Below are 23,853 nucleotides of genomic sequence, written 5' to 3' on the forward strand. Positions count from 1 at the left end.
ATGACAAACCCCCTTGCCGACCGCATCGCTCTCGTCACCGGCGCCTCGCGCGGCATCGGCTTCGCCACGGCAAAAGCGCTGGCCAAGGCCGGCGCGCATATCGTCGCCGTGGCGCGCACGCAGGGCGGTCTGGAAGAGCTCGACGACGAGATCCGCAAGGACGGCGGCAGCGCAACGCTGGTGCCGCTCAACCTCACCGATTCCGACGGCATCGCGCGGCTCGGCGCTGGCCTGCACGAACGCTACGGCAAGCTCGACATCCTCGTCGGCAATGCCGGCGTGCTCGGCCCCTCCTCGCCGGTCGGCCATATCGAACTGAAGACCTTCAACGACGTGATGGCCGTCAACGTCTCCGCGAACTTCCAACTGATCCGCTGCATGGAGCCGCTGCTGAAGCAGTCCGACGCCGGCCGCGCCGTGTTCGTCACCTCGGGCGCGGCCAACAAGGCCACCGCCTATGTCAGCCCCTACGCCGCCTCCAAGGCCGCGCTGGAAACGCTGGCCCGCGCCTGGGCGCAGGAGACCGCAAATACGAAGCTGCGCGTCAACCTGTTCAATCCCGGCCCGGTCCGCACCCGCATGCGCGCCACGCTGATGCCGGGCGAAGACCCGGCGACGCTGGAGACGCCCGAGCAGATCGCCGAATTCATCGTGCCGATGTGCGCACCGGACTGGACCGAGACCGGTAAGTTCTACGACTACAAGACCCGCAGCCTGATGAGCTTCCGCTCGCCGGCCTGATTGACTTGACGGCCTCCCCGCGATTGACTGCCCGCGCTCAAGCGGCAGCAAGCCGCAAGCCAATAAAGGGAGGTTGCCATGGCGCCATGGCATGATCGCGCAGGCTTCACGCGTGCGCTCGCAAATGTCTCTCGCGTCTTCTCCGTCCTGATCGCGGCCATCGCGTTCGCGGTTCCGGGCGCGGCAACCGCCGGCGATGTCCCGACCTTCGCGGTCGATGCCACCTGGCCAAAGCCGTTGCCGAACAACTGGATCCTCGGCCAGGTCGGCGGCATCACCGTCGACTGGCAGGGCCACATCTGGGTGATCCATCGCCCACGCTCCCTCACCGACGACGAGAAAGGCGCGAGCCTCAACCCGCCGCGTTCCAAATGCTGCGTGTCGGCACCGCCCGTGCTCGAATTCGACAGCGACGGCAACCTGCTGCGATCCTGGGGCGGTCCGGGCGAAGGCTATGAATGGGTCGGCCGCGAGCACGGCATCGAGGTCGACGAACGCGGCTTCGTCTGGGTCGGCGGCAATGCCGACAACGACAACGCCATCCTGAAATTCACGCTCGACGGCAAGTTCGTCGCCCAGATCGGCAAGATCGCGCCGAGCCTCGGCAGCAACGACACGACGCAACTCGGCAAGCCTGCCGAGACCGCGATCGACAAGGCGGCGAACGAAATCTACGTCGCCGACGGCTATGGCAACCGCCGCGTCATCGTGTTCGACGCAACCACCCTCGCCTACAAGCGGCACTGGGGCGCCTACGGCAACAAGCCCGATGACACCAAGCAGGCGGCGTACGATCCCAAGGCGCCGGTTGCCCAGCAATTCGGCAACCCCGTCCATTGCGTGAAGCTCGCCAATGACGGGCTGGTCTACGTCTGCGACCGCATCAACAACCGCATCCAGGTGTTCAAGAAGGACGGCACCTTCGTGAAGGAGTTCTTCTTTGAGAAGAACACCCTTGGCAACGGCGCGGTGTGGGACATCGCGATCTGGCCCGATCCGAAGCAGACCTGGCTGCTCAGCGCGGACGGCGAAAACAACGAGATCAGGGTCATCAGGCGCGAGGATGGCAGCGTGGTCGGCAGCTTCGGGCACAACGGCCGCAATGCCGGACAATTCCACTGGGTGCATGCCATGGCGATCGACGCCAAGGGTAACGTCTATACCGCCGAGGTTGACACCGGAAAGCGCATCCAGAAATTCAAGCTGACGTCGGACGCGCTGAAATAGCGTCTCGACGCATTTTGCACAAAAGTTAACCGACGGATGACGCTGCGACGCAGCGTCATCCGGCTTTAGGCGCATTGCCGCCGGCCGTGGGACACGGTAGAGCCATCAGCCGGAACAAGGCTCCCATTCAAGAGAGCCGTCCGCATGTTTGACAATGGAGGAAATCTTTTATGACGACGACGTTCGCGCGCCGCTCTGCGGCCCTTCTGGCCTGTGCCGCCTTCGGTTTTGCCACACCCGCCTTCGCTCAGGACAAGTCTGTCACGATCGGCGTGCTCAACGACATGTCCAGCCTCTATGCGGACATCGGCGGCCCCGGCGCCGTGGCGGCGATCAACATGGCGGTGGAAGATTCCGGTCTCCGCGCCAAGGGCTGGAAGATCGAGGTGATCAGCGGCGACCACCAGAACAAGCCGGACGTCGGCGTCAACATCGCGCGGCAGTGGATCGACACCCAGAAGGTCGATGTGATCGCCGACACTCCGAACTCCGGCGTGGCGCTGGCCGTCAGCAACGTCGTCAAGGAAAAGAACGCGGTCCTGCTCAACAATGGCGGCGCCAGTGCCGACCTCACCGGCAAGGCCTGCAACGCCAACACCATCTCATATACTTACGACACCTACATGCTCGCCAACGGCACCGGCAAGGCGCTGACCAAGGCCGGCGGCGACAGCTGGTTCTTCCTGACCGCCGACTACGCCTTCGGTGCCGCGCTCGAGCGTGACACCAGCGCGGTCGTCACCGCGAACGGCGGCAAGGTGCTCGGCGGCGTCAAGCATCCGCTCAACACGTCGGACTTCTCCTCCTTCCTGCTCCAGGCGCAGAACTCGAAGGCGAAGATCGTCGGTCTCGCCAATGCCGGCGGCGACACCACCAACTCGATCAAGCAGGCGGCCGAGTTCGGCATCGTCGAAGGCGGCCAGAAGCTCGCCGCGCTATTGCTGTTCATCAACGACGTCCACTCGCTCGGTCTGAAGACCGCGCACGGCCTGACCTTCACCGAATCCTTCTATTGGGACCTCAACGAAGGCACACGCGCCTTCTCGAAGCGCTTCCAGGAAAAGGTGGCCAACAAGGCAATGCCCTCGATGACGCAGGCCGGCAATTACGCGGCCGTGCTGCATCTTCTGAAGGCGATGGACGCCCTCGGCGGCAATCCGCACGACGGCGCCAAGGTTGTCGCCAAGATGAAGGAGCTTCCGACCGACGATGCGCTGTTCGGCAAGGGCCCGCTGCGCGAGGACGGACGCCGGATCATTCCCGCCTTCCTGTTCGAGGTGAAGAAGCCGGAAGAATCGAAGGGGCCGTGGGACTATTACAAGCTGGTCGCGACCATCCCGGCGGAAGATGCGGCCAAGCCGCTCAAGGACAGCGAGTGCCCGCTGGTGAAGAAGTGACCGCGTAGCGGTCAGGCAAATTCCCAACGACGTCATGCCCGGGCTTGTCCCGGGCATCCACGTTTTGAGCCCGGACAAAGGACGTGGATGGCCGGGACAAGCCCGGCCACGACGGGCGGCGCGTCAGGTGCTCTTCGTCGCGCCCAGCGCCCGCACCGCGATCGCCGCGCACACCACCATCAACACCGCCGCGAGCAGGAACGGCGCGCCGGGCAGATGCCACGGCGCGCTGCTGCCGATGAAGTATGAAAACGTCAGCGTGAACAGGAACGGGCCGACGAGCTGCGACACGCTCTGCACGCTCGCGGTTGCGCCCTGCAACTGGCCCTGCCGATCTGGCGCAACCAGCCGCGTCATCAGCGATTGCATGGCGGCGCCGGAAATGCCCCACAGCGACATCACGGGAATGCCGAGCCAGAACAGCGGCCCGGTCGGCGCCGCGCCGAAGATCACGAAGCCGACCGCGCCACAGCACAGGCCCATCAACAAGGCGTTCCGCTCACCGAGCACGCGCACGATCGGGCCGATCGCGAGCCCCTGCACCACCATGGCGCAAATGCCGACCATCGCCAGCGTCAGTCCTACGGTTTTCGAATCCCAGCCGTAGCGATAGGTGGCATAGAGCACGAAGGTCGAGGGCAGCACGACATGCGCGACCTGCGCGATGAAGTTGACGACGGACAACGCAGCGAGCACGGCGTTGGAACGCAGCAGGCGGAGCGCACCGACCGGGTTGGCGCTGGTCCAGCGGAACGGCGCGCGCTTGTCCGGCGCCAGCGATTCCGGCAGGACGAAGAGCCCATAGAGTGCATTGGCAAAGCTCAGGGCCGCCGAAGCCCAGAACGGCAGGCGCGGATCGATATCGCCGAGCAGACCGCCCAGCGCCGGGCCCAGCACGAAGCCGGCCCCGAAGGCAGCGCCAATCTTGCCGAATACCGCTGCGCGCCGCTCCGGCGGCGTGATGTCGGCAATATAGGCAAAGGCGGTCGAGATGCTGGCCGAGGTGATGCCTGAGATGACGCGGCCGACGAACAGCCAGACCAGCGACGGCGCCAGCGCCATCAGCACATAGTCGGCCGCGAGCCCGAAATTCGACAGCAGCACGACCGGCCGCCGCCCGAAGCGATCCGACAGCGCGCCGAGCACCGGAGAGAACACGAACTGCATCAGCGCCCAGGCGGTGCCGAACAGGCCGAAGATGCGGGCCGCGTGCGCCGTGTCGTTGTCGACGAAGCTCTCGATCAGTTTTGGCAGGATCGGCATGATCACGCCGAGCGCGAGCATGTCGAGCAGGATGGTGACGAAGATGAAGGCGACCGCACCGCGCCGGACCGGCGCAGCGCCCTGCGCCATCGCCTCGCCGGCTTCGTTGCTCACGACGGCCGCTTGCGCTTGTGGGCGAAGGGATTGGCCTTCTCGCGCAGGGTGATACGCACCGGCGTGCCCGGCAGCTCGAAGGCCTCACGCAGCGAATTGACGAGATAGCGCAAATAGGACTGCGGCACCGCGTCCGCACGCGAGCAGAACAGCACGAAGCTCGGCGGGCGGGCCTTGGTCTGCGTGATGTAATTCAGCTTGAGCCGTCGGCCGGACACGGCGGGCGGCGGATTGGCCTGGACCGCCTCCTCGAACCAGCGGTTCAGCGCCGCGGTCGACACACGCCTGTTCCAAAGCGCATAGGCATCCTGGATCGCCTGCATCAATCGATCGATGCCCTCGCCCATCAAGCCGGAGACGGCGACGATCGGCACGCCCTTGACCTGCGGGAGCAAGTGATCGGCATCGCGGCGCAGGTTCGAGATCGCACCGCCACCCTTGCTCTCCATCAGGTCCCATTTGTTGACGGCGAGCACGACAGCGCGACCCTCGCGCTCGATCAGGTCGGCGATGCGAAGGTCCTGCTCCTCGAAGCGGTTCTGCGCATCCATCATCATCACGACGACTTCGGCAAAGCGCACCGCGCGCAGTGCGTCGGCGACCGAGAGCTTCTCGAGCTTCTCCTCGATCCGCGAGCGCCGGCGCAGACCTGCGGTGTCGAACACGCGAAACTCGCGGCCCTTCCAGTTGATCTCGACCGCGATGGAATCGCGCGTGGTGCCGGCCTCCGGGCTCGTCAGCAGGCGCTCCTCGCCGAGCAGATGATTGATCATCGTCGACTTGCCAGCGTTGGGCCGGCCGACGATCGCGACCCGGATCGGACGCGTGGCGGCCTCTTCCTCCGTCAGCGGCTCGTCGTCCTCGACGTCGTCCTCCTCGACAGGCTCCGGCATCAGCTCTCTAAGGGCGTCATAGAGCTCACCCATGCCCTCGCCGTGCTCGGCCGATATCTGGATGGGATCGCCGAGGCCGAGCGCGAAGGCCTCCATCGCGCCGGCATCGCCATGCTTGCCCTCGCTCTTGTTGGCGACGAGCAGCACCGGCTTGTTGGCCTTGCGGGCGAAATCGGCGAAGGCACGATCGGTGGGCGTGAGGCCGATGCGGGCATCAATCACGAAGAACAGCGCGTCGGCCTGCGCGATCGCGGCCTCCGTCTGCTCCTGCATGCGGGCGGTCAGCGAGCCCTTCGCACCTTCATCGAGGCCGGCGGTGTCGATGATGGTGAAGTCGAGATCGCCGAGCTTGGCCTCGCCCTCGCGGCGGTCGCGGGTGACGCCGGGCAGGTCATCGACAAGCGCGAGCTTCTGCCCGACCAGGCGGTTGAACAGCGTCGATTTGCCGACATTGGGTCGGCCGATAATGGCAATCTTAAAGGACATGGGTCATTCGTGCGCTGCCGGAGCCGCGCCTGTCAATGAAATGAAAAATTAGCGCGAGAAGCTGCCGCTCGGCATTGGCGCCGGGAAGGCGCCCTGCGATTGCTGCTGGGTGGTCTGGGTCGGTTGCGCCTGCTGGACCGGCTGATCGGGCGGTGGCGCGGTGGTGCGCTTGCGCACGATCTTCTGCCTGGGCGGCGGAGCGGCCGCGGGCGGCGCCGCCTCCGGCTGGGCCTCGCCATCGACTTCGCCGGCGGGCGCCTCAGCCGGCGCGACTGCAGCGGCGGCCGGCTGCCTGGTCTTTTTCGCCTTGGCGCCCTTCGCCGGCTTGGCTGGTTCGGGCTGAGGCTCCGCAGGCAAGGCCGCAACGGCAGGCGCGTTCGGATCCGGCTGTTGCTGCGCGCCCCTGTACATGTCTTTCGGCACGCCCTGCTCGAGGCCCGGCACGCCTTCCGGGAACACCGGCTTGCGGTCGCCCGGCAGCTTCTTCTTGGTATCGAGGAAGTCGAGCATGTCGCTCGGATCGAAGCTGGAGCAACCGCCCAGCACGCCCGTGAAGGCGATCAGGACGGCGGCTGCGATCAAGCGTGGCGTGCGGCGCATATCGGTATCTCGTCTCAGCTCTCGGGGCCGTCAGCTCTTGACTCAGCTCTTGGCGACGGGCGGCAGCAGGGCCTGCAGCGCCTCGGCGCGCGAGCGCAGGCCGGGCGGCGTTTCACCGTCCTCGGCAATCGCGTCGAGCCATTTGCGGGCCGCAGTCATGTCGTTGTTGCGCCAGGCCGACAGCGCCAGCATCTCGCGGGCACTGTGACGGAAGGTCGATTTGGGCGCGGTGGAGGCTTCCAGCCGCTGCTGCATGTCGGCATAGCCAGCACTGTCGAGCAGGAGGCCTGCGGCGCGGACCTTTGCCAGATCCTGCCACTCGCCGCCGACGCTGCGGTCGGCGGCAATGTCGTCATACAGCTTGGCGGCTGCCTTGGGATCGCGGGCCGCCGCCTCGGCCGCAGCACGCAGCCGCGCCAGGGTGCGATAGCCCGATGGAGCCTTGGCGGCGAGCTCGGTGAAGGCCGCCTCGGCCTCCGCATGCTTGTCCTGATCGGACAGCTCGGCAGCTTTCTCGAAGGCGGCGCCGGCCTCTGCGGCCTTCTTGGCCTCCAGATACTGGTAACCGCGCCAGCCACCCACGGCGGCGACGATCAGCACCATCAGGGCGATGAAGAAGATCGAATACTTGTCCCACAGCTTCTTGAGCTGTTCGCGACGTACTTCCTCGTCGACTTCGTCAAATAATTCAGACACTTATGCTAATCCCATGCCCGTCCGGGTGCGCGCGCCAAGGCAGTCGCGTCAGGAATCCCGTCCCCCGTGTGGCGGCGAGGTAGCCTAACGATATGGCGGTGGCAAGGCAAAGCGAGCGCGATCAAGGCGTTAACCACCCGGGATCGCCCGGAGGCCGCCTGCCCGGCTCAGGTTCCCAGAAGCTCCCGCAGCTGCCGCTTCAGCACCTTGCCATTGGCATTGCGCGGCAACGGCTCCGCGGTGATCGCCATGGTTTCCGGGACCTTGTAGTCGGATAGCCGCTCCGCGCACCAGGCTCGCAAGGCCTCGCTGTCCACCGGCGCGCGCGTCACCACCACGGCGTGAACGCGTTCGCCCAGCACCGGGCATGTCTTGGCAACGATCGCGCTCTCGACCACGGCTGGGTGGCCGGCCAGCACGGATTCGACCTCGGCCGAATAGATCTTCAGGCCACCACGGTTGATCATGTCCTTCTGCCGGTCGAGCACCCGGACAAATCCCTCTGCGTCGACCGAGCCGAGATCGCCGGAATGCCAGAACCCGCTGGTGAAGCTTTCGGCCGTGGCCTTCGGATTGTTCCAATAGCCCTTGATGACGGAGGCACTCTGGATCCAGAGCTCGCCGATTTCGCCATCCGGCAGCTCATGCCCGTCCGCCCCCATTGCCAGGATGCGCGCGCCCGGACACGGCAGGCCGACGCTGTCGATATGGCTTGCCGTCAACTTGCCCGGCATGATCGTGGACGGCGATGTCGTCTCGGTCGAGCCGTAGCAGTTCGCCAGCTCGAGGCCGGGAATCGTCGCCTTGAGCTTCTCGATGGTCGCGACCGGCATCGGTGCGCCGCCAAAACCGCCGATGCGCCAGCTCGACAGATCGTAGCTCTCGAAATCGGGCTGCAGCAGGCAGAGATTGTACATCGCCGGCACCATCACCGTGTAGGTGACGCGCTCGCGCGCGGCGAGCTTGAGATAATCGGCGGCCTTGAACTCCGGCATGATGATGAGCGCGCCGCCGCAGCAGATCATCGTCGTGATGTTGGCGACCACGCCGGTGACGTGGCCGAGCGGCACCGCCGCGATCGAGCGGTCGGCCGCCGTTAATTGCAGGCAGGACACGAAGATCATCGACGAATGGACGATGTTGCAATGGGCCAGCATCGCGCCCTTCGGCTTGCCCGTCGTGCCCGAGGTGTAGAGGATCATCGCGGTGTCCTCCTCGCTCGTCTCGACCGGCGCCGGGGCCGGCGCGTTGTCTGCCAGCACCGCGAAACGCGACAGAGCCGGATCGCCGTCGATGGCGATGCGGTGGACCATTTCGGGCACATCCCGCGCATCTGGCAGACGCTCCGCGAGCGCCGCCTCGTGGATCAGTATCCTTGCGCCGCAATCGGTGAGGACGTAGGCGATTTCCGGCTTCTGCTGGCGCGTGCTGAGCAGCACCGTGACGAGCCCCTCATGCGCGGCAGCAAACAGCAGCAGCGGAAACTCGACGCGGTTGCCGAGCAGGATCGCGACACGATCGCCGCGCTGCAATCCGAGCTTGCGAAAGCCCGCCGCGATCCGCGCAGCCTGCTCCGCGGCCTCCCGCCAGCTGAGACGGACATTGCCTGCGATCAGCGCTTCGCCATCGGGATTGCGGGCGCTGGCGCCCGCAATCATTTCCCAGAGGCTCGATGGCCGATCGCAAAATGCCGGTACCACCCGATCGCCGAAGCGCGCCTCGAACCGCATCGGCGGGATCTGAGATTGCGACCAGTCCATCGGGAAGCCCTTGGCTTGTTGCTCTTGTTACCTTCCGCGCATGGGCATGCCGGTCCTGTCTTGTGTTGATCGGCTGCCCTTATAGTCGGCGCATGATCTTACCGGAAAACCGCTGCACACTTTTCCGGATCATGCGCTATCCACCCATCACGGGAACGCCGATCACGACCGGATGGAACGCAAACGCCAGCGCCAGATAAGCGACGATCCCGACCGCGACCGCTATCAGGTCGTTGGTGACGCCGCCCACCGGAATCGGCGGGCCGCCGCCATCGGTGCGACGCTTCAGCGTAATGCGATCATACACTGCCCAGCCCAGGAAGGAGCCGAACAGGATGATGGAGCCGAGATCGCCATTGGCCAAAAGATGCGCCGCCGCCCACAGCTTGATACCGGCCAGCATCGGATGCTTCAGCGTCGCATAGATGCGGCCGCGCAGATATGACGCAACCACCAGGATGACCGCGGGCAGCATCAGCGCGAGCGTGATGTGCTTGAATGCTTTCGGCGGATACCAGACGTCGATCCAGCCGGTCGCACGGTAATGGGCGAAGCCCCAGATGATCAACGCAAGCCCCGCGAGCGAGGCGAGCGAATAGAGGATCTTGTAAGTCCCCTCGCCCAGTCTCGCGATTGCCTGCGCGCGCGCCTCGCGTTTCGTCGTGAACACATGCGCCGCAAAAAACAGCGCAAGCCCCAGGATCATAACCAGCAGACCCACGAGATTCTCCCCTCAACCAGCGCCCCAGCCCATGGCGTATCACCGATTGGCCGCGGGTCGCAACTGATGCGCTACTTGCCGATCTCGCGATTGTCGACATACCGGATCGCGATCGGCCGCCCGGCGAGGGCACCGCCCAGGCCTCCCGTGAATTTCAGCGGCAGGCAGGCGTTCAACGATGAATTGATCGCATTGAGATAGGTGGTTCTCGTCTCGGCGGGGACGCCCGCGGTCGCATAAGTCAGGCGCGGCGGGCCGATCAGGCCGCCCGACTTGTTGAAGCTGAAGCGCACGGCCATCTGCATGCCCGCGCGCGCATTGTCCGTTGGCGGCGACCAGCAGGTGCGCAGCTCGGCGAAGAGATCGCCGATCGTATCGAGATCGTGATCGGGCTTCTGGTATTTGGTGCGATCGGCCTCCGCCGGCACGCTTTGGATCGTGAGCTGGAGGTTCTGGCCGTAGGGATAGTCGATCTCGGGAATGCAGGGGCCATGCTCGAGCGGGCTGCAATAGGACGGCGTGCAGGGCCGGCCGTCGAGCACGCTGCACGGCTCGTGCGAAAACGGAATGGGGTTGATCTGTCGAGGCCGCGCATCGGCGGCGATCGTCGCGATCGCCAGCAGGAGAATAACAAGGATGCCGCGCCACATCATGCGAGCTCACAACACCGCAAGACTGAAACGTGGCATTACCTCCGACAACGTCAAGACCGCCGGCGTTCACGTGCTCGCGTTCAACCCCGGAGTACTGGATGCCCCGGTCAAGCCGGGGCATGACAGCGGAGGGTGAGGAGCGGACGGAGCTACGCCCTAACCCTTCTTCTTGACGTCCTTGACGTTGGTGAACTCGATGCCCTCGGCACGTTCCCTGGTGTAGCCGAGATAGAACTCGTTCCGCGCCAGATATACGGGATCACCGTCGACATCGTCGGCGATGCTGGAGGTGTTGGCAGCGATGAAGGTATCGAGCTTCTTGCGGTCGTCCGACGAGACCCAGCGCGCAAGCTGGAACTCGCTGACCTCGAATTCGACCGGCAGGGAATATTCCGCATCCAGACGCGCCTTGAGCACGTCGAGCTGGAGCGCGCCGACGACGCCAACCAACGCGGGCGCGCCGTCGCGCGGGCGGAACACCTGCACCACGCCCTCTTCCGACATCTGCTGAAGCGCTTCCTTCAGCTTCTTCGCTTTCATCGCATCCGTAAGACGCACGCGGCGGACGATTTCCGGCGCAAAGCTCGGCACGCCGACGAAGTTGAAATCCTCGCCCTCGGTCAGCGTGTCACCGATGCGCAGCGTGCCGTGGTTGGGAATGCCGACGACGTCGCCGGCGAAGGCCTCGTCGGCCACCGAACGGTCCTGCGCGAAGAAGAATTGCGGGCTCGACAGCGGCATGCTCTTGCCGGTGCGGACCAGCTTGGCCTTCATGCCGCGGCTCAGCTTGCCGGAGCACAGACGGGCGAAAGCGATGCGGTCGCGGTGGTTGGGATCCATGTTGGCCTGGATCTTGAACACGAAGGCGCTCATGCGCGGGTCGGTGGCTTCGACCTTGCGCTGGTCGCTCTCCTGCGCGCGCGGCTCGGGCGCGAACTTGCCGAGTCCTTGCAGCAGGTCGCCGACGCCGAAATTGCGCAGCGCGCTGCCGAAATAGACCGGCGTCAGATGGCCCTCGCGAAACGCTTCGAGCTCGAACGGCTTTGAAGCCGCGGTGACGAGCTCGAGCTCGTCCTTGACCGCCGACACGTCGAGATTGGCGTTGAGCTTGCCGAGCTCGGCGATCTCGATCTGCTGCGCCGCGCCGGTCTTGGCGCCGCCGCCTTCGAGCAGGCGCACGCCGCCATTGACGACGTCATAGGTGCCGAGGAAATCGCGGCCGCGGCCGACGGGCCAGGTCATTGGCGTGGTATCGAGCGCCAGCGTCTTCTCGATCTCGTCGAGGAGCTCGAAGACGTCGCGGCTGTCGCGGTCCATCTTGTTGATGAAGGTGATGATCGGGATGTCCCGAAGACGACACACCTCGAACAGCTTTCGGGTGCGCGCCTCGATGCCCTTGGCGGCGTCGATCACCATGACGGCGGAATCGACCGCTGTGAGCGTGCGATAGGTGTCCTCCGAAAAGTCCTCGTGGCCCGGCGTGTCCAGCAGGTTGAACACCAGCCCCTCGAACTCGAAGGTCATGACCGAGGTCACGACCGAGATGCCGCGCTCGCGCTCGATCTTCATCCAGTCCGAACGCGTGTTGCGCCGCTCGCCCTTGGCCTTGACCTGACCGGCCAGATTGATGGCGCCACCGAACAGCAGCAGCTTTTCGGTCAGTGTGGTCTTGCCGGCGTCCGGATGCGAGATGATCGCAAACGTGCGCCGCCGCGCCACTTCTGCGGCAAGCGGGGAACGGGCCGTCGATTCGGCTGTGGTGGCGATGTCGGACATTGCGGCAGCGTTTGGCAGGGAAAATGAGCCTGATCAAGCCTCATCTGGTGATTGCGGAGCCTTCCGGCCAGCCCCATATCCGGCTTGGGATCAGGTTGGGAGGGACGGCCTTCCCTTCCCATCAGCACGCCAGTCGCGGGGACGACCCTGCCTTGAATGGAGGGTCGTCATGGCCTGGAGCATCCTGTTCGTCGCCGGTCTGCTGGAGATCTCCTGGGCGATCGGCCTCAAATATACCGAGGGCTTCACCAAGCTCGTTCCGTCGGTCCTCACGCTTGGTGCCATGGCCGGCAGCATCATCCTGCTAGGGCTCGCCCTCAAATCGCTACCGATTGGAACCGCTTATGCCGTCTGGACCGGCATCGGCGCGGTCGGTACCGCGACGCTTGGCATCATCCTGTTCGGCGAGCCGGCCACCGCGTTCCGCCTCGCCAGCATCGGGCTGATCGTCGCCGGGATTGTCGGGCTGAAGCTGGTTACCTGACGAAGATCTTGACCGCCCACCAGGTCAGCGCGGCGACGATGGCAGAGGCCGGCATCGTGATCACCCAGGCATAGACGATCGAGCTCGCGACATTCCAGCGCACCGCCGAGAGGCGGCGGGCGGCGCCGACGCCGACGATGGCGCCGGTGATGGTGTGGGTGGTCGAGACGGGAACACCGAGAAAAGTCGCCATGAACAGGGTCGCGGCGCCGCCGGTCTCGGCGCAAAAGCCCTGCATCGGGGTCAGCTTGGTGATGCGCAGGCCCATGGTCCGAACGATGCGCCAGCCGCCCATCAGCGTACCCATCGCCATCGCGGCCTGGCACGAGAGCACCACCCAGAAAGGTACGAAGAATTCGCCGCCGAGCTGGCCCTGCGAATAGAGCAGCACCGCGATGATGCCCATGGTCTTCTGCGCATCATTGCCGCCATGGCCGAGCGAATAGAGCGAGGCGGAGGCGAATTGCAGGATGCGGAAGGCGCGATCCACCGCAAAGGGCGTGGAGCGCACCGAGGCCCAGGAAACGATCGCAACCAGCACCATCGCGAGCAGGAAGCCGACGAGCGGAGACAGCACGATTGCGATCACCGTCTTGGACAATCCGCTCCAGACCGCAGCCGAGAGCCCGGCTTTGGCCACGCCGGCACCAAACAAGCCGCCGATCAATGCGTGAGACGAGGACGATGGGATGCCGAGCGCCCAGGTCACGAGGTTCCAGACGATGGCGCCGACGAGCGCCGCGAAGATCACCTGCGCATCCACGATCGCGGGATCGATGATGCCGGTGCCGATGGTCTGGGCGACGTGCAGCCCGAACACCATGAAGGCGACGAAATTGAAGAACGCAGCCCAGAACACCGCGTATTGCGGCCGCAGCACGCGGGTCGAGACGATGGTCGCGATCGAATTGGCGGCGTCGTGCAGACCGTTCAGGAAGTCGAACAGCAGCGCGACGGCGATCAGTCCGACCAGGACGGGAAGACCCAACGCAACATCCACGGCGCGGCCCCTGCCCTATACTTGCTCGATGACGATGCTGTTGATCTCGTTCGCGACGTCGTCGAAGCGGTCGGCGACTTTCTCGAGATGGTCGTAGATCTCCGCGCCGACGATGAAATCCATCGTGTTGCCGTCGCGATGCTTGAGGAACAGTTCCTTCAGCCCGATGTCATGGAGATCGTCGACGCGCCCCTCGAGCTTGGTCAGCTCTTCCGTGATCGCGGTCAGCATGGCCACGTTCTGACCGATCTTCTGCATCAGCGGCAGCGCACGACCGACCAGATTGGCGCATTCGATCAGAAGCCCGCCGATCTCCCGCATCGGCGGCTCGAAGGTGCGGACCTCGAACAGCATCACCGCCTTGGCGGTCTGCTGCATCTGGTCGATGGCGTCGTCCATCGAGGTGATCAGGTTCTTGATGTCGCCGCGGTCGAACGGAGTGATGAAGGTGCGGCGCACCGCCGTCAGCACCTCACGGGTGATGTTGTCGGCATCGTTCTCGAACTGGTTGACGCGCTGGCAATAGACCGGCGTCTCCTCGCCCCCGTTGAGCATGCCCTGGAGCGCGATCGAACCCTGGATCACGGTCTGGGCGTGGCGGTCGAACAGGTCGAAGAACCGTTCTTCCTTGGGCAGGAAAGCGCGAAACAATCGCATCATGGGGGAGAGACTACCGGTTGGATAATGGCCCGGCCCAAGCGGGCCGTCATGAAACTGTCATAGACCATTTTCGATCCACGCGCGTGCCACCTCACGCCCGTGGAGCCGGATCATCCACCGCTTTCACGCGGCAACGAATTTTCTACTATATCAATGACTTACAGCGACCGCCGGAAGTAATGCGCGATTTCGCCGATGACGCCGCGGCGGAAGGTGAGCACGCAGATCACGAAGATCGAGCCCTGGATCACGGTCACCCACTGGCCGAACCCCGCCAGATATTGCTGCATGGCGATGATCACGAAGGCGCCGACCACGGGGCCGAAGACGGTGCCGAGACCGCCGACCAGCGTCATCAGCACGACTTCGCCCGACATCGACCAGTGTACGTCGGTGAGCGAGGCGTTCTGCGCCACGAATACCTTCAGCGATCCGGCAAAGCCCGCCAGCGTGCCGGACAGGACGAAAGCCAGGAACTTGTACTGATCGGTCCGGTAACCCAGCGAGATCGCCCGCGGCTCGTTCTCGCGGATCGCCTTCAGCACTTCGCCGAACGGCGAGTTGATGATGCGGAAGATCAGCAGGAAGCCGGCGAGGAAGCCGACCAGCACGACGTAGTAGAGGACGGTCGGCTTGGTCAGATCGAAGACGCCGAACAGGTGTCCCTGCGGAATGCCCTGGATGCCGTCTTCGCCGTGGGTGAACGGCGCCTGGAGGTAGATGAAGTACAAAAGCTGCGACAGCGCCAGCGTGATCATCGAGAAATAGATGCCCTGGCGGCGGATCGAGATATAGCCCGTGATGAGCGAGAGCACGAAAGCACCGGCGACACCGACGAGGATGCCAAGTTCCGGCGGCAGTGCCCATACCTTCAGCGCATGCGCGCTGCAATAGCCGGCCGTCCCCAGGAACATCGCATGGCCGAAGGACAGCAAACCGCCGTAACCGATCAGCAGGTTGAAGGCGCACGCGAGCAGCGCGAAGCACAGCGCCTGCATCACGAAGAACGGGTAGACTCCCGTGAATGGCACCGAAGCCAGCAGCAGCGCCATCACCACGAACACGATCATCTCGTCGCGGATCGCGCGCGGGGTTACCGGCAGCGTGTCGTCCGTCAAGGCTGTCATATCAGGCCGCCCTTCCCGTCAATCCCGTTGGCTTCACCAAGAGCACCAGCACCATCAGCACGAACACGACGGTGTTGGAGGCCTCGGGGTAGAAATACTTGGTCAGGCCCTCGATCACACCGAGCGCGAAGCCGGTAATGATGGAACCCATGATCGATCCCATGCCGCCGATCACGACCACCGCGAACACCACGATGATGAGGTCGGCGCCCATCAGCGGCCGCACCTGGTTGATCGGCGCCGACAGCACGCCGGCAAGCGCGGCAAGGCCGACACCGAGGCCGTACGTCAGCGTGATCATGCGCGGCACGTTGACGCCGAAGGCACGCACCAGCGTCGGGTTTTCGGTGGCGGCGCGCAAATAGGCGCCGAGCCGCGTCTTCTCGATCAGGAACCAGGTCGCGATGCAGACCACCAGCGAGAAGATGACGACCCAGCCGCGATAGACCGGCAGGAACATGAAGCCGAGATTCATGCCGCCCTTGAGCTGGTCGGGAATGGCGTAAGGCAGGCCGGAGGAGCCGAAGTAGTTCTGGAACACGCCCTGCACGATCAGCGCAATGCCGAAGGTCAGGAGCAGGCCGTAGAGATGATCCAGCCCGGTCAGCCATTGCAGCATGGTCCGTTCCAGGATCATGCCGAAGATGCCGACGATGATCGGCGCAAACAGCAACGCCCACCAGTAGTTGATGCCGCCGAGGTTCAGCAGGAAGTAGGCAACGAAGGCGCCCATCATGTAGAGCGCACCATGGGCGAAATTGATGATGTTGAGCATGCCGAAGATCACGGCAAGCCCGAGACTGAGCAGCGCGTAGAACGAGCCGTTGATCAGTCCCACCAGTAGCTGAGCGTAAAGAGCCTGCATCGATCCCGCACCCGGTCCTTCGGCGTTCCCTGAAAGTCGCCCGCAGGCCTGATGGCCTGCGGGCGGTTATCTTACTTCTTCAACAGCGCGCACTTGCTCTCGGACAGCGGCGTGAAGGCCTGGTCGCCCGGCACCGTGCCGACCAGCTTGTAGAAGTCCCACGGTCCCTTGGACTCGGAGGGCTTCTTCACCTCGAACAGATAGGCATTGTGGATGGTGCGGCCGTTGGGCTGGATCTCGCCCTTGCCGAACAGATCGTCTTCCGTCGGCATCGACTTCATCTTCTCGACGACCTTGGCGCCGTCATGCGGGTTGCCGCCGAGCGCTTCCAGTGCCTTGAAATAGTGACGCACGCCCGCGTAGACGCCGGCCTGCACCATGGTGGGCGGCGCGTTGCTCTTCATCTTCTCGGCGAAGCGCTTGGAGAACGCCCGGGTCTGGTCGTTCATGTCCCAGTAGAAGGTCTCGGTGAAGTTGAGGCCTTGTGCGGTCTCGAGCCCGATCGCCTTGACGTCGGTGAGGAACAGCAGCAGCGCCGCAAGCTTCTGGCCGCCCTTGACGATGCCGAACTCGGCCGCCTGCTTGATCGTGTTGGTGGTGTCGCCGCCAGCATTGGCAAGGCCGATGATCTTGGCCTTGGAGGCCTGCGCCTGGAGCAGGAAGGACGAGAAGTCCGGCGTGTTCAGCGGGTGCTTGACGCCGCCGACCACCTTGCCGCCATTTGCGGTAACGACAGCGGTGGTGTCGCGCTCCAGCGCCGCGCCGAAGGCGTAGTCCGCGGTCAGGAAGAACCAGGTGTCGCCGCCGGCCTTCACCAGCGCCTGGCCAGTGGTGTGGGCCAGCATGTAGGTGTCGTAGGTCCAGTGCACCGTGTTGGGCGAGCACTGCGCGTTGGTCAAATCCGAGGTCGCCGCGCCCGAGTTGATATAGACGCCGTTCTTTTCCTTGATGACGTTGTTGACCGCAAGCGCCACACCGGAATTCGGCACATCGACGATGACGTCGACCTTGTCGACGTCGAACCATTGCCGCGCGATCGCGGTGCCGATGTCGGGCTTGTTCTGGTGATCGCCCGAGATGATGTCGATCTTCCAGCCCTTCGCAGCCAGGCCGGAATCTTCAATGGCCATCTGGGCGGCGAGCGTCGAGCCCGGTCCGCCGAGGTCGGCATAGAGCCCGGACTGATCGGACAGCGCGCCGATCTTGACGGTCTTGTCCTGCGCGAAGGCTGCACCAGCGGCGGTCACGGCCAGCGCCGTGCCGAGCAGAAACGACGCAATCGACTTTGTCATCATGCTACTTCCTTATGAATCTTTTTGTTGGCAGTTCTAGACGCCGAGATAGGTGTGGAGCTTGTCCATGTTGGCGGCAAGCTCCGCATTGGAAAATCCGTCAATGATCTTGCCGTGCTCGACCACGTAATAGCGGTCGGCGACGGTGGATGCGAACCGGAAGTTCTGCTCGACCAGGAGGATCGTAAAACCCTCCTTCTTGAGCCGCGCAATGGTGTGGCCGATCTGCTGGATGATGACGGGCGCGAGACCCTCGGTCGGCTCGTCCAGCATCAGGAAGTTCGCGCCGGTGCGCAGGATGCGCGCGATCGCGAGCATCTGCTGCTCGCCGCCGGAGAGTTTGGTTCCCTGGCTGTTGAGCCGCTCCTTCAGGTTCGGAAACAGATCGAATATCTGCTCGAGCGGCAATCCGCCGGGACGCACCACCGGTGGCAGCAGCAGGTTTTCCCGAACATCGAGACTGGAGAAAATTCCCCGCTCTTCCGGGCAGAACGCGATACCCATCCGCGCGATCTTGTCCGAGGTCGTGCGGATGATGTCCTGGTTGTTGAACTTCACCGAGCCGGTGCGCTTGCCGATGATGCCCATGATCGACTTCAGCGTGGTGGTCTTGCCGGCGCCGTTGCGCCCGAGCAGGGTGACGACCTCGCCCGCGTTCACGTCGAAGTTGATCCCGTGCAGGATGTGGGACTCGCCGTACCAGGCTTCCAGGTTGCGGACCTGGAGGATGTTGCCGCCGCTCGCGGCCTTTGCGGGAGCGTCCGCGGTTGCAATCTCAACCATGACCGGCTCCCAGATAGGCTTCCTTGACGCGTTCGTCCTTGGTGAGCTCGCTGTAATGGCCTTGCGCCAGCACCTGCCCGCGCGTCAACACGGTGATGATGTCGGAGAGATTGGCCACGACGCTCAGATTATGCTCGACCATCAGGATGGTATATTTCGCGGAGATGCGCTTGATCAGCGCCGCGATCTTGTCGATGTCTTCGTGGCCCATGCCGGCCATCGGCTCGTCCAGCAGCATCATCTCGGGGTCGAGCGCGAGCGTGGTTGCGATCTCCAGTGCGCGCTTGCGCCCGTAGGCCATCTCGACCGCGGGCGTATTGGCAAACTCGCTGAGGCCGACATCGTTCAACAGCTCGCGCGCGCGATCGTTGAACTGGTTGAGCACGGATTTGGAGCGCCAGAAATCGAAGGAGCTGCCGTGCTGGCGCTGAAGGGCGACGCGGACGTTTTCCAGCGCGGTGAGATGCGGAAATACCGCCGAGATCTGAAACGAGCGAACCAGCCCCAGGCGGGCCACGTCGGCGGGCGCCATCGCGGTGATGTCCTGCCCCTTGTACAGGATTTTTCCGGCGGACGGTTTGAGGAACTTGGTCAAAAGATTGAAGCACGTCGTCTTGCCGGCGCCGTTCGGGCCGATCAACGCGTGAATGCTCCCACGGCGAACCTTGAGCGCAACGTCGCGGACGGCGAAGAAGCCCGCGAACTCCTTGGTCAAGCCTTCCGTTTCGAGAATGAACTCATCGGCCAAACAGTTTTCCCCCTGCCCGCACAACGCGCGTGGCTATCCTTGTTGCTTCGGCTTTCCGGAGGCCTTGGAGCCTCTCCGGAACGCCGCCTCCGGGCGCGGAATATGCCGGAGGTGACGGGGGTTAGGCAAGGCGGAAAGCTGAGCAGGTCAGGCCTCCGGCCGGAAGACTTATGCTCCCTTAGTCGGACGTGTTTTGATGTCGCGCCTGCCCGGCCTCCCGGTTCGCAAAGCGCCGGTCATCAAGCCGTCGTTAACGGTCTTTCGTTCCATGCGCCAGCCTTCATAGAAAATTTTCCCGCAACGTGGATCATGCGCGGGTTTTATACGTCGGGAATATTGTCTTGGATTTTGCAAGCGCCGCTCCTTCTGTGGTCAAGTCGATCAGGCAGCGTGATCTCCTCAACACGTGGCTGCGGCTTTATGCGCGCGAGCAGACGGCCCCGGCGATCTGGGAGTACCAGCCTGCGCGGCTCGAGGAAGAGCTCTCCGATCTCATCTATTATACGGTCGATATTTCCGCGCCGACGCCCCGTCTGACCATCCAGAGCGAAGGTACGCGCATCTCGCGCGCCTATGGACACACAGGCAAGGGCGTTCTGCTCGACGACTATATCGGCCCGCGACTCGCGCCCCTGGTGATGCCGATCTACTATGAATGCGTGGCGCGCGGACTGCCCGTCTACAGCGTTGCCGACGTCGACGACATCTACGGGCGCATCGTCGCCTACGAGCGCTTGCTGCTGCCGTTCCAGACAGAGGGCAAGGTCTGTCACATCATCGCATCGCTTAAGACCTTCTGCGAGGACGGCGGTTTCGAGATCAAGAATCTGATGCGCGGAAATGACGCGCTGCCGCGCCCAAAACTGCGCGCGGTGATCGACCGCGACCTGTTCCATCGCGCCCCCGGCCGCATCGCGCCCGCCGAACTGGTCGAGTTCGCGGACCAGCAGGGCTCCGGTGTCCCCACCGAGATCATCGAGCTGAACTAGCGGTCAGCGCGATTTGGCGGCGGCTTCCTTGGTCGTAACTTCCTTGACATAGATGTCTGGCTTGAAGCCGACCAGCAGCTTGCCGCCAACTTCAAGCACCGGTCGTTTGATCATCGATGGTTGCGCTAGCATCAACGCCAGCGCCTTTTTCTCGGAGAGACCCTCCTTGTCGGCGTCGGGCAGCTTCTTGAAGGTCGTCCCGGCGCGATTGAGCAGCGTCTCCCAACCGACCTTGTCGCTCCACTGCTTGAGCTTGTCCTTCTCCACCCCCGCCGTCTTGTAGTCGTGAAACGCGTAGGCGACGCCATGGGTGTCGAGCCAGGCGCGCGCCTTCTTCATGGTGTCGCAGTTCTTGATGCCGTAGATGATGTTGGGCAAGACATTCCTCGCGCATGCGTCGTATCGTGATGCTCCGGCGTTGTACGCAACTCCGGTTCGCGCGACAATATTGCGAACGACGCCAACTCTCCGAACGGACACTCCATGCACGTCACCCATGATTCCGCCGCGACCGCGTCGCCGACCATCGACTTCGACACCTTCCTCGCGGTCGATATCCGTGTCGGCACCATCGTCGATGCAAAGCCGTTCCCGGAGGCGCGCAAGCCGGCCTGGCGGCTGTGGATCGACTTCGGTCCCGCGATCGGCGTGCGCAAGAGCTCGGCGCAGATCACCGAAAACCATCCTCTCGAAACACTAGTGGGCCAACAGGTCGCGGCCGTCGTCAATTTCCCGCCGCGCCAGATCGGCCCGGTCGTCTCGGAGGTGCTGACCCTCGGTTTCCCCGATGCCGACGGCAAGGTCGTGCTGGTGCAGCCGAGCAAGCCCGTGCCGAACGGCGGACGGCTGTTCTAGCACCGCGCGCCTGAGGGACGGGCCCTGGCCTGGCGGCGCCCCTCTAACGATTCAACCCTCCTGTTTCCCCACTCCGGGCCGTCCGGCTTGACCGGGCCTCTCTTCGATAATAAAAGTGACTGACCGATCGTTTTTTATCTTGATCGACATCGGCGAGGCTCTTTCTGATGAGCACCTAAAACGATCGATCTGTCAGTTATTTATGGACGCCCGGATGCCCAAGATCAGCGATAAGCAACGCGAAGGCCGGCGGCAGCAGATCCTCGAAGCCGCCCTCGCCTGCTTCGCCGAGGACGGTTTTCACCAGACCGGGATGGCCGATATCGTCAAACGGTCGGGGCTGAGCCACGGGGCGGTCTATCTCTACTTCCAGAGCAAGGACGATTTGATCGAGGCGCTGGCCGACGACCGGCATCGCCGCGAGGCCGTGCTCAACTCGGTTGCGCAAGGATCGGGCGATCCGATCGAAGGACTTCACGCGCTGGTCGGCGTCTACGCGCAATGGCTCACCGACCCCGCCGGCGAAGCGCGCCGCCGTGTCGGCATCCATGGCTGGGCCGAGGCCCTGCGCAACCGCCGCGTCCGCACCAGCATCGTCGAAGGCATCGACATGCCGCGCGCGTTGATCGTCGCGCTGGTCGAGCGCGGCCAGCATGACGGCCTCATCAAGCGTGATCTCGATGCGGAAGCGACCGCGCGCGTGCTGATCGCAATCTTCCAGGGCTTTGTGCTGCAGAAATGCTGGGGCGAGGATTTTGACATCGAGGCCTGCATGGCGGCCGTGGCCGGCGTGATCGATGGATTTCGCACCCCGAAGGTCGACGTCAAACGACGGACCAGGAGCTGAGCGATGTCGGGGATCCATGACCTGCTCGCAGGCATTGGGGTCGGTCTCATCGGCGGGCTGACATCGGGCTTCATGGGCACGAGCCCCGGAGGCGGTCTCGTGATCTTCAGCGTGCTGCTGCTCGGCGCCGAGCAACACGTCGCCCAGGGCACATCGCTGATCACGCAGGTTCCACCGACAGGACTTGCCGGCGTTCGCCGCTATTGGCAGAGCGGCAATCGCAGCCCCTTGCTGTGGATCGTCTGGATCGGCATCGGATTTCTCTTCGGCGGCGCCGGCGGCGGCTACGCCGCGGCGGCGGTCTCCGACTCGGTGTTGCAATGGACCTACGTCGTCTATCTCGTCGCGCTGATCGCTCTCCTGATCCTGCGCCGCGACCGCGAGGACAAGAGCAACGAGACCGGCGACCGAGACAAGCTGCCCTGGCTGCCCCTGCTCCTCATCGGCATGCTTGCCGGATTTTCCTCCGGCTTCATGGGCATCGGCGGCGGGCTGGCGATCACCGTCGGGCTCGCGGCGGGCCTGCGGGTGCCCCAACATCAGGCGCAGCTCGTCAGCCTCGTCTTCTCGGTCATCCCGACCAACATTCCGGCAGCCTGGATCTACTGGAGCAAGGGACTCATGGTCGGCTGGCCGGCCATCATCGGCATCCTTGCCGGCCTCTGGGTCGGCACCGATCTCGGCGCACGCGCAGCCAACGGTGTCAGCAAATCGGTGCTGCGCCGGGTCATGATCGCCCTCATCTTGCTGATGGCGCTCTACATGACCCACAAGGCGCTATCCTGATTTTACGGCCGCTTCGGAATGTTCAGCCCGCGCTCGACGGCCGGACGCGCCAGCCCGCGTTCGAGCCAGGCCCCCACCGACTTGAACTGGCTGAACTCGACGAGATCGCCGGCGCCGTAGAAACCGACGAGGTTGCGCACCCAGCCGAGCATGGAGATGTCGGCGATGGTGTAGTCGTCGTCCATGAACCATTGCCGGCCGGCAAGATGTGTCTCCATCACCCCGAGCAGGCGCTTGGCTTCGCCCACATAGCGCTCGAGCGGCCGCTTGTCCTCGAAGTCCTTGCCGGCGAACTTGTGGAAAAAGCCGACCTGGCCGAACATCGGCCCGATGCCGCCCATCTGGAAATGCAGCCACTGGATGGTCTGGTAACGGCGCGCGGCATCCTGCGGCAGCAGCTTGCCGGTCTTCTCCGCGAGGTATTGCAGGATCGCCCCGGACTCGAACAGCGGCAGCGGCCTGCCGCCGGGACCGTTGGGGTCGAGGATCGCGGGGATCTTGCCGTTCGGATTGAGCGAGAGGAATTCCGGCGTCTTCTGGTCGTCCTTGCCGAAATCGACGAGGTGGACTTCGTAGGGAAGTCCGATCTCTTCCAGCATGATCGAGACCTTGACGCCGTTCGGCGTCGGCAGCGAATAGAGCTGGAGCAGCTCCGGATGCTTGGCCGGCCAGCGCTTGGTGACGGGAAAGGCGGACAGATCGGACATCAGGACCCCGGCTTCGTTCATGAGATGCCGCCTAATCTAGGCGAGCGGACGAACGACGCAAGGTCGAGTGGTCAGATCATTTCCCGCACGGGATCAGGTCACAATGGCCGCAGCAAATGGCTGACGGCGAAAGTCACATCGCGCTGAGCGCGTTGCTCGATGAAGAGTTGGCCGGTGACGAGCAATGCTCCGGTGAAGACGAGCGCAAGCATCGCGGTCGCGAATTGACTGGCATCCCTCATCGGACGAGCTTCTCCGTATTCGGTTCGCACGAGGAACGCGGGCCGGCCATCGTCTGTTCCTGCAAGCTTCAAATAAATTGCAGCTTTTTCCCAAAAAACGATGGAGCCATGACGGACAAACCGAATTGATTTTCGTGCCAC

26 protein-coding genes are annotated in these 23,853 nt (G+C 64.1%); 8 read left to right on the forward strand and 18 right to left on the reverse strand.

Translation table 11 applies throughout. The annotated features are described in order from the left end of the window. The 3 genes from JQ591_RS12240 (at position 1) to JQ591_RS12250 (ending at position 3,365) form a co-directional block, all read left to right on the forward strand. Positions 1-741, forward strand: coding sequence for an SDR family NAD(P)-dependent oxidoreductase (locus tag JQ591_RS12240; RefSeq protein ID WP_211396227.1), 741 nt, complete (start codon positions 1-3; stop codon positions 739-741). 78 nt (positions 742-819) lie between these two features. After that, entirely contained in the window at positions 820-1,968 is a 1,149-nt protein-coding gene (locus JQ591_RS12245) for a hypothetical protein (RefSeq protein WP_211396228.1), read from the forward strand. Positions 1,969-2,138: 170 nt separating this feature from the next. Continuing rightward, positions 2,139-3,365: an ABC transporter substrate-binding protein gene (locus tag JQ591_RS12250; protein WP_211396229.1), complete on the forward strand. Its 1,227-nt coding sequence runs from the start codon at positions 2,139-2,141 to the stop codon at positions 3,363-3,365. A gap of 123 nt (positions 3,366-3,488) precedes the next feature. On the opposite strand, the gene JQ591_RS12255 is transcribed toward JQ591_RS12250, so the two are convergent. From JQ591_RS12255 to JQ591_RS12290, 8 genes are all read right to left on the reverse strand, one after another. After that, positions 3,489-4,742, reverse strand: a complete 1,254-nt coding sequence (locus JQ591_RS12255; RefSeq protein WP_211396230.1) for a TCR/Tet family MFS transporter — start codon at positions 4,740-4,742, stop codon at positions 3,489-3,491. Further along, entirely contained in the window at positions 4,739-6,121 is a 1,383-nt protein-coding gene (gene der, locus JQ591_RS12260; protein WP_211396231.1) for a ribosome biogenesis GTPase Der, read from the reverse strand. The genes JQ591_RS12255 and der overlap by 4 nt, the downstream gene beginning before the upstream one ends. 48 nt (positions 6,122-6,169) lie before the next feature. Further along, positions 6,170-6,721: a hypothetical protein gene (locus JQ591_RS12265; RefSeq protein WP_211396232.1), complete on the reverse strand. Its 552-nt coding sequence runs from the start codon at positions 6,719-6,721 to the stop codon at positions 6,170-6,172. Between the two features lie 42 nt (positions 6,722-6,763). After that, positions 6,764-7,417, reverse strand: coding sequence for a tetratricopeptide repeat protein (locus tag JQ591_RS12270; protein ID WP_211396233.1), 654 nt, complete (start codon positions 7,415-7,417; stop codon positions 6,764-6,766). A 167-nt stretch (positions 7,418-7,584) separates the two neighbouring features. Further along, positions 7,585-9,177, reverse strand: coding sequence for a class I adenylate-forming enzyme family protein (locus tag JQ591_RS12275; RefSeq protein ID WP_211396234.1), 1,593 nt, complete (start codon positions 9,175-9,177; stop codon positions 7,585-7,587). Between the two features lie 136 nt (positions 9,178-9,313). Then, positions 9,314-9,898: an NnrU family protein gene (locus tag JQ591_RS12280; RefSeq protein ID WP_211396235.1), complete on the reverse strand. Its 585-nt coding sequence runs from the start codon at positions 9,896-9,898 to the stop codon at positions 9,314-9,316. Between the two features lie 71 nt (positions 9,899-9,969). Then, positions 9,970-10,548: a hypothetical protein gene (locus JQ591_RS12285; protein WP_211396450.1), complete on the reverse strand. Its 579-nt coding sequence runs from the start codon at positions 10,546-10,548 to the stop codon at positions 9,970-9,972. Positions 10,549-10,707: 159 nt separating this feature from the next. After that, positions 10,708-12,327 carry a peptide chain release factor 3 gene (locus JQ591_RS12290; RefSeq protein WP_211396236.1) on the reverse strand — a complete coding sequence of 540 codons (1,620 nt, stop codon included), beginning with the start codon at positions 12,325-12,327 and terminating at the stop codon, positions 10,708-10,710. Positions 12,328-12,496: 169 nt separating this feature from the next. Between JQ591_RS12290 and sugE the strand changes: the two genes are divergently transcribed. Then, positions 12,497-12,811, forward strand: coding sequence for a quaternary ammonium compound efflux SMR transporter SugE (sugE, locus tag JQ591_RS12295; protein ID WP_027569634.1), 315 nt, complete (start codon positions 12,497-12,499; stop codon positions 12,809-12,811). Here the strand turns inward: sugE and JQ591_RS12300 are convergent. From JQ591_RS12300 to JQ591_RS12330, 7 genes are all read right to left on the reverse strand, one after another. Continuing rightward, complete coding sequence (locus tag JQ591_RS12300; protein ID WP_211396237.1) at positions 12,804-13,811, reverse strand: inorganic phosphate transporter; 1,008 nt, start codon at positions 13,809-13,811, stop codon at positions 12,804-12,806. The genes sugE and JQ591_RS12300 overlap by 8 nt on opposite strands. A gap of 15 nt (positions 13,812-13,826) precedes the next feature. Beyond that, the gene (locus JQ591_RS12305; RefSeq protein WP_211396238.1) at positions 13,827-14,471 is read right to left on the reverse strand and encodes a DUF47 domain-containing protein; all 645 of its coding nucleotides are present in this window, start codon (positions 14,469-14,471) and stop codon (positions 13,827-13,829) included. A gap of 158 nt (positions 14,472-14,629) precedes the next feature. Beyond that, entirely contained in the window at positions 14,630-15,598 is a 969-nt protein-coding gene (locus tag JQ591_RS12310; protein ID WP_211396239.1) for a branched-chain amino acid ABC transporter permease, read from the reverse strand. Position 15,599: 1 nt separating this feature from the next. Beyond that, positions 15,600-16,463 carry a branched-chain amino acid ABC transporter permease gene (locus JQ591_RS12315; protein ID WP_027569632.1) on the reverse strand — a complete coding sequence of 288 codons (864 nt, stop codon included), beginning with the start codon at positions 16,461-16,463 and terminating at the stop codon, positions 15,600-15,602. 71 nt (positions 16,464-16,534) lie between these two features. Beyond that, complete coding sequence (locus JQ591_RS12320) at positions 16,535-17,758, reverse strand: ABC transporter substrate-binding protein (protein ID WP_211396240.1); 1,224 nt, start codon at positions 17,756-17,758, stop codon at positions 16,535-16,537. 33 nt (positions 17,759-17,791) lie between these two features. Continuing rightward, a complete protein-coding gene (locus JQ591_RS12325; RefSeq protein WP_211396241.1) occupies positions 17,792-18,538 on the reverse strand; it encodes an ABC transporter ATP-binding protein in 747 nt (248 codons plus the stop codon). Further along, positions 18,531-19,286 (reverse strand): ABC transporter ATP-binding protein, encoded by a 756-nt coding sequence (locus JQ591_RS12330; protein WP_211396242.1) that lies wholly within the window; start codon positions 19,284-19,286, stop codon positions 18,531-18,533. Before JQ591_RS12330 ends, JQ591_RS12325 begins: the two co-directional genes overlap by 8 nt. A 341-nt stretch (positions 19,287-19,627) precedes the next feature. Between JQ591_RS12330 and JQ591_RS12335 the strand changes: the two genes are divergently transcribed. Next, positions 19,628-20,275: a hypothetical protein gene (locus JQ591_RS12335; RefSeq protein WP_211396243.1), complete on the forward strand. Its 648-nt coding sequence runs from the start codon at positions 19,628-19,630 to the stop codon at positions 20,273-20,275. Between the two features lie 3 nt (positions 20,276-20,278). Here JQ591_RS12335 and JQ591_RS12340 read toward each other — a convergent pair whose 3' ends face one another. Further along, on the reverse strand, positions 20,279-20,653 hold the full coding sequence (locus JQ591_RS12340; RefSeq protein WP_211396244.1) for an ArsC family reductase: 375 nt from the start codon (positions 20,651-20,653) through the stop codon (positions 20,279-20,281). Positions 20,654-20,758: 105 nt separating this feature from the next. Here JQ591_RS12340 and JQ591_RS12345 point away from each other — a divergent pair, with 105 nt between their 5' ends. From JQ591_RS12345 to JQ591_RS12355, 3 genes are all read left to right on the forward strand, one after another. Continuing rightward, positions 20,759-21,130: a tRNA-binding protein gene (locus JQ591_RS12345; RefSeq protein WP_211396245.1), complete on the forward strand. Its 372-nt coding sequence runs from the start codon at positions 20,759-20,761 to the stop codon at positions 21,128-21,130. A 214-nt stretch (positions 21,131-21,344) separates the two neighbouring features. Next, positions 21,345-21,977 (forward strand): TetR/AcrR family transcriptional regulator, encoded by a 633-nt coding sequence (locus JQ591_RS12350; protein WP_211396246.1) that lies wholly within the window; start codon positions 21,345-21,347, stop codon positions 21,975-21,977. 3 nt (positions 21,978-21,980) lie between these two features. Further along, positions 21,981-22,763, forward strand: coding sequence for a sulfite exporter TauE/SafE family protein (locus JQ591_RS12355; protein ID WP_211396247.1), 783 nt, complete (start codon positions 21,981-21,983; stop codon positions 22,761-22,763). 2 nt (positions 22,764-22,765) lie between these two features. Here JQ591_RS12355 and JQ591_RS12360 read toward each other — a convergent pair whose 3' ends face one another. Next, complete coding sequence (locus JQ591_RS12360) at positions 22,766-23,470, reverse strand: glutathione S-transferase family protein (RefSeq protein WP_211396451.1); 705 nt, start codon at positions 23,468-23,470, stop codon at positions 22,766-22,768. 98 nt (positions 23,471-23,568) lie between these two features. After that, the gene (locus JQ591_RS12365) at positions 23,569-23,853 is read right to left on the reverse strand and encodes a hypothetical protein (protein ID WP_211396467.1); all 285 of its coding nucleotides are present in this window, start codon (positions 23,851-23,853) and stop codon (positions 23,569-23,571) included.

The organism is Bradyrhizobium canariense (genome assembly GCF_018130465.1).
Taxonomy (GTDB): domain Bacteria; phylum Pseudomonadota; class Alphaproteobacteria; order Rhizobiales; family Xanthobacteraceae; genus Bradyrhizobium; species Bradyrhizobium canariense_C.

What these genes read in the sequence shown, in the direction of transcription:
- JQ591_RS12240 (WP_211396227.1), top strand. Translation starts at nt 1, where the DNA reads ATGACAAACCCCCTTGCCGACCGCATCGCTCTCGTCACCGGCGCCTCG.
- JQ591_RS12245 (WP_211396228.1), top strand. Translation starts at nt 820, where the DNA reads ATGGCGCCATGGCATGATCGCGCAGGCTTCACGCGTGCGCTCGCAAAT.
- JQ591_RS12250 (WP_211396229.1), top strand. Translation starts at nt 2,139, where the DNA reads ATGACGACGACGTTCGCGCGCCGCTCTGCGGCCCTTCTGGCCTGTGCC.
- der (WP_211396231.1), bottom strand. Translation starts at nt 6,121, where the DNA reads ATGTCCTTTAAGATTGCCATTATCGGCCGACCCAATGTCGGCAAATCG.
- JQ591_RS12265 (WP_211396232.1), bottom strand. Translation starts at nt 6,721, where the DNA reads ATGCGCCGCACGCCACGCTTGATCGCAGCCGCCGTCCTGATCGCCTTC.
- JQ591_RS12275 (WP_211396234.1), bottom strand. Translation starts at nt 9,177, where the DNA reads ATGGACTGGTCGCAATCTCAGATCCCGCCGATGCGGTTCGAGGCGCGC.
- JQ591_RS12285 (WP_211396450.1), bottom strand. Translation starts at nt 10,548, where the DNA reads ATGTGGCGCGGCATCCTTGTTATTCTCCTGCTGGCGATCGCGACGATC.
- JQ591_RS12290 (WP_211396236.1), bottom strand. Translation starts at nt 12,327, where the DNA reads ATGTCCGACATCGCCACCACAGCCGAATCGACGGCCCGTTCCCCGCTT.
- sugE (WP_027569634.1), top strand. Translation starts at nt 12,497, where the DNA reads ATGGCCTGGAGCATCCTGTTCGTCGCCGGTCTGCTGGAGATCTCCTGG.
- JQ591_RS12305 (WP_211396238.1), bottom strand. Translation starts at nt 14,471, where the DNA reads ATGATGCGATTGTTTCGCGCTTTCCTGCCCAAGGAAGAACGGTTCTTC.
- JQ591_RS12310 (WP_211396239.1), bottom strand. Translation starts at nt 15,598, where the DNA reads ATGACAGCCTTGACGGACGACACGCTGCCGGTAACCCCGCGCGCGATC.
- JQ591_RS12315 (WP_027569632.1), bottom strand. Translation starts at nt 16,463, where the DNA reads ATGCAGGCTCTTTACGCTCAGCTACTGGTGGGACTGATCAACGGCTCG.
- JQ591_RS12320 (WP_211396240.1), bottom strand. Translation starts at nt 17,758, where the DNA reads ATGATGACAAAGTCGATTGCGTCGTTTCTGCTCGGCACGGCGCTGGCC.
- JQ591_RS12325 (WP_211396241.1), bottom strand. Translation starts at nt 18,538, where the DNA reads ATGGTTGAGATTGCAACCGCGGACGCTCCCGCAAAGGCCGCGAGCGGC.
- JQ591_RS12345 (WP_211396245.1), top strand. Translation starts at nt 20,759, where the DNA reads ATGCACGTCACCCATGATTCCGCCGCGACCGCGTCGCCGACCATCGAC.
- JQ591_RS12350 (WP_211396246.1), top strand. Translation starts at nt 21,345, where the DNA reads ATGCCCAAGATCAGCGATAAGCAACGCGAAGGCCGGCGGCAGCAGATC.
- JQ591_RS12355 (WP_211396247.1), top strand. Translation starts at nt 21,981, where the DNA reads ATGTCGGGGATCCATGACCTGCTCGCAGGCATTGGGGTCGGTCTCATC.
- JQ591_RS12360 (WP_211396451.1), bottom strand. Translation starts at nt 23,470, where the DNA reads ATGTCCGATCTGTCCGCCTTTCCCGTCACCAAGCGCTGGCCGGCCAAG.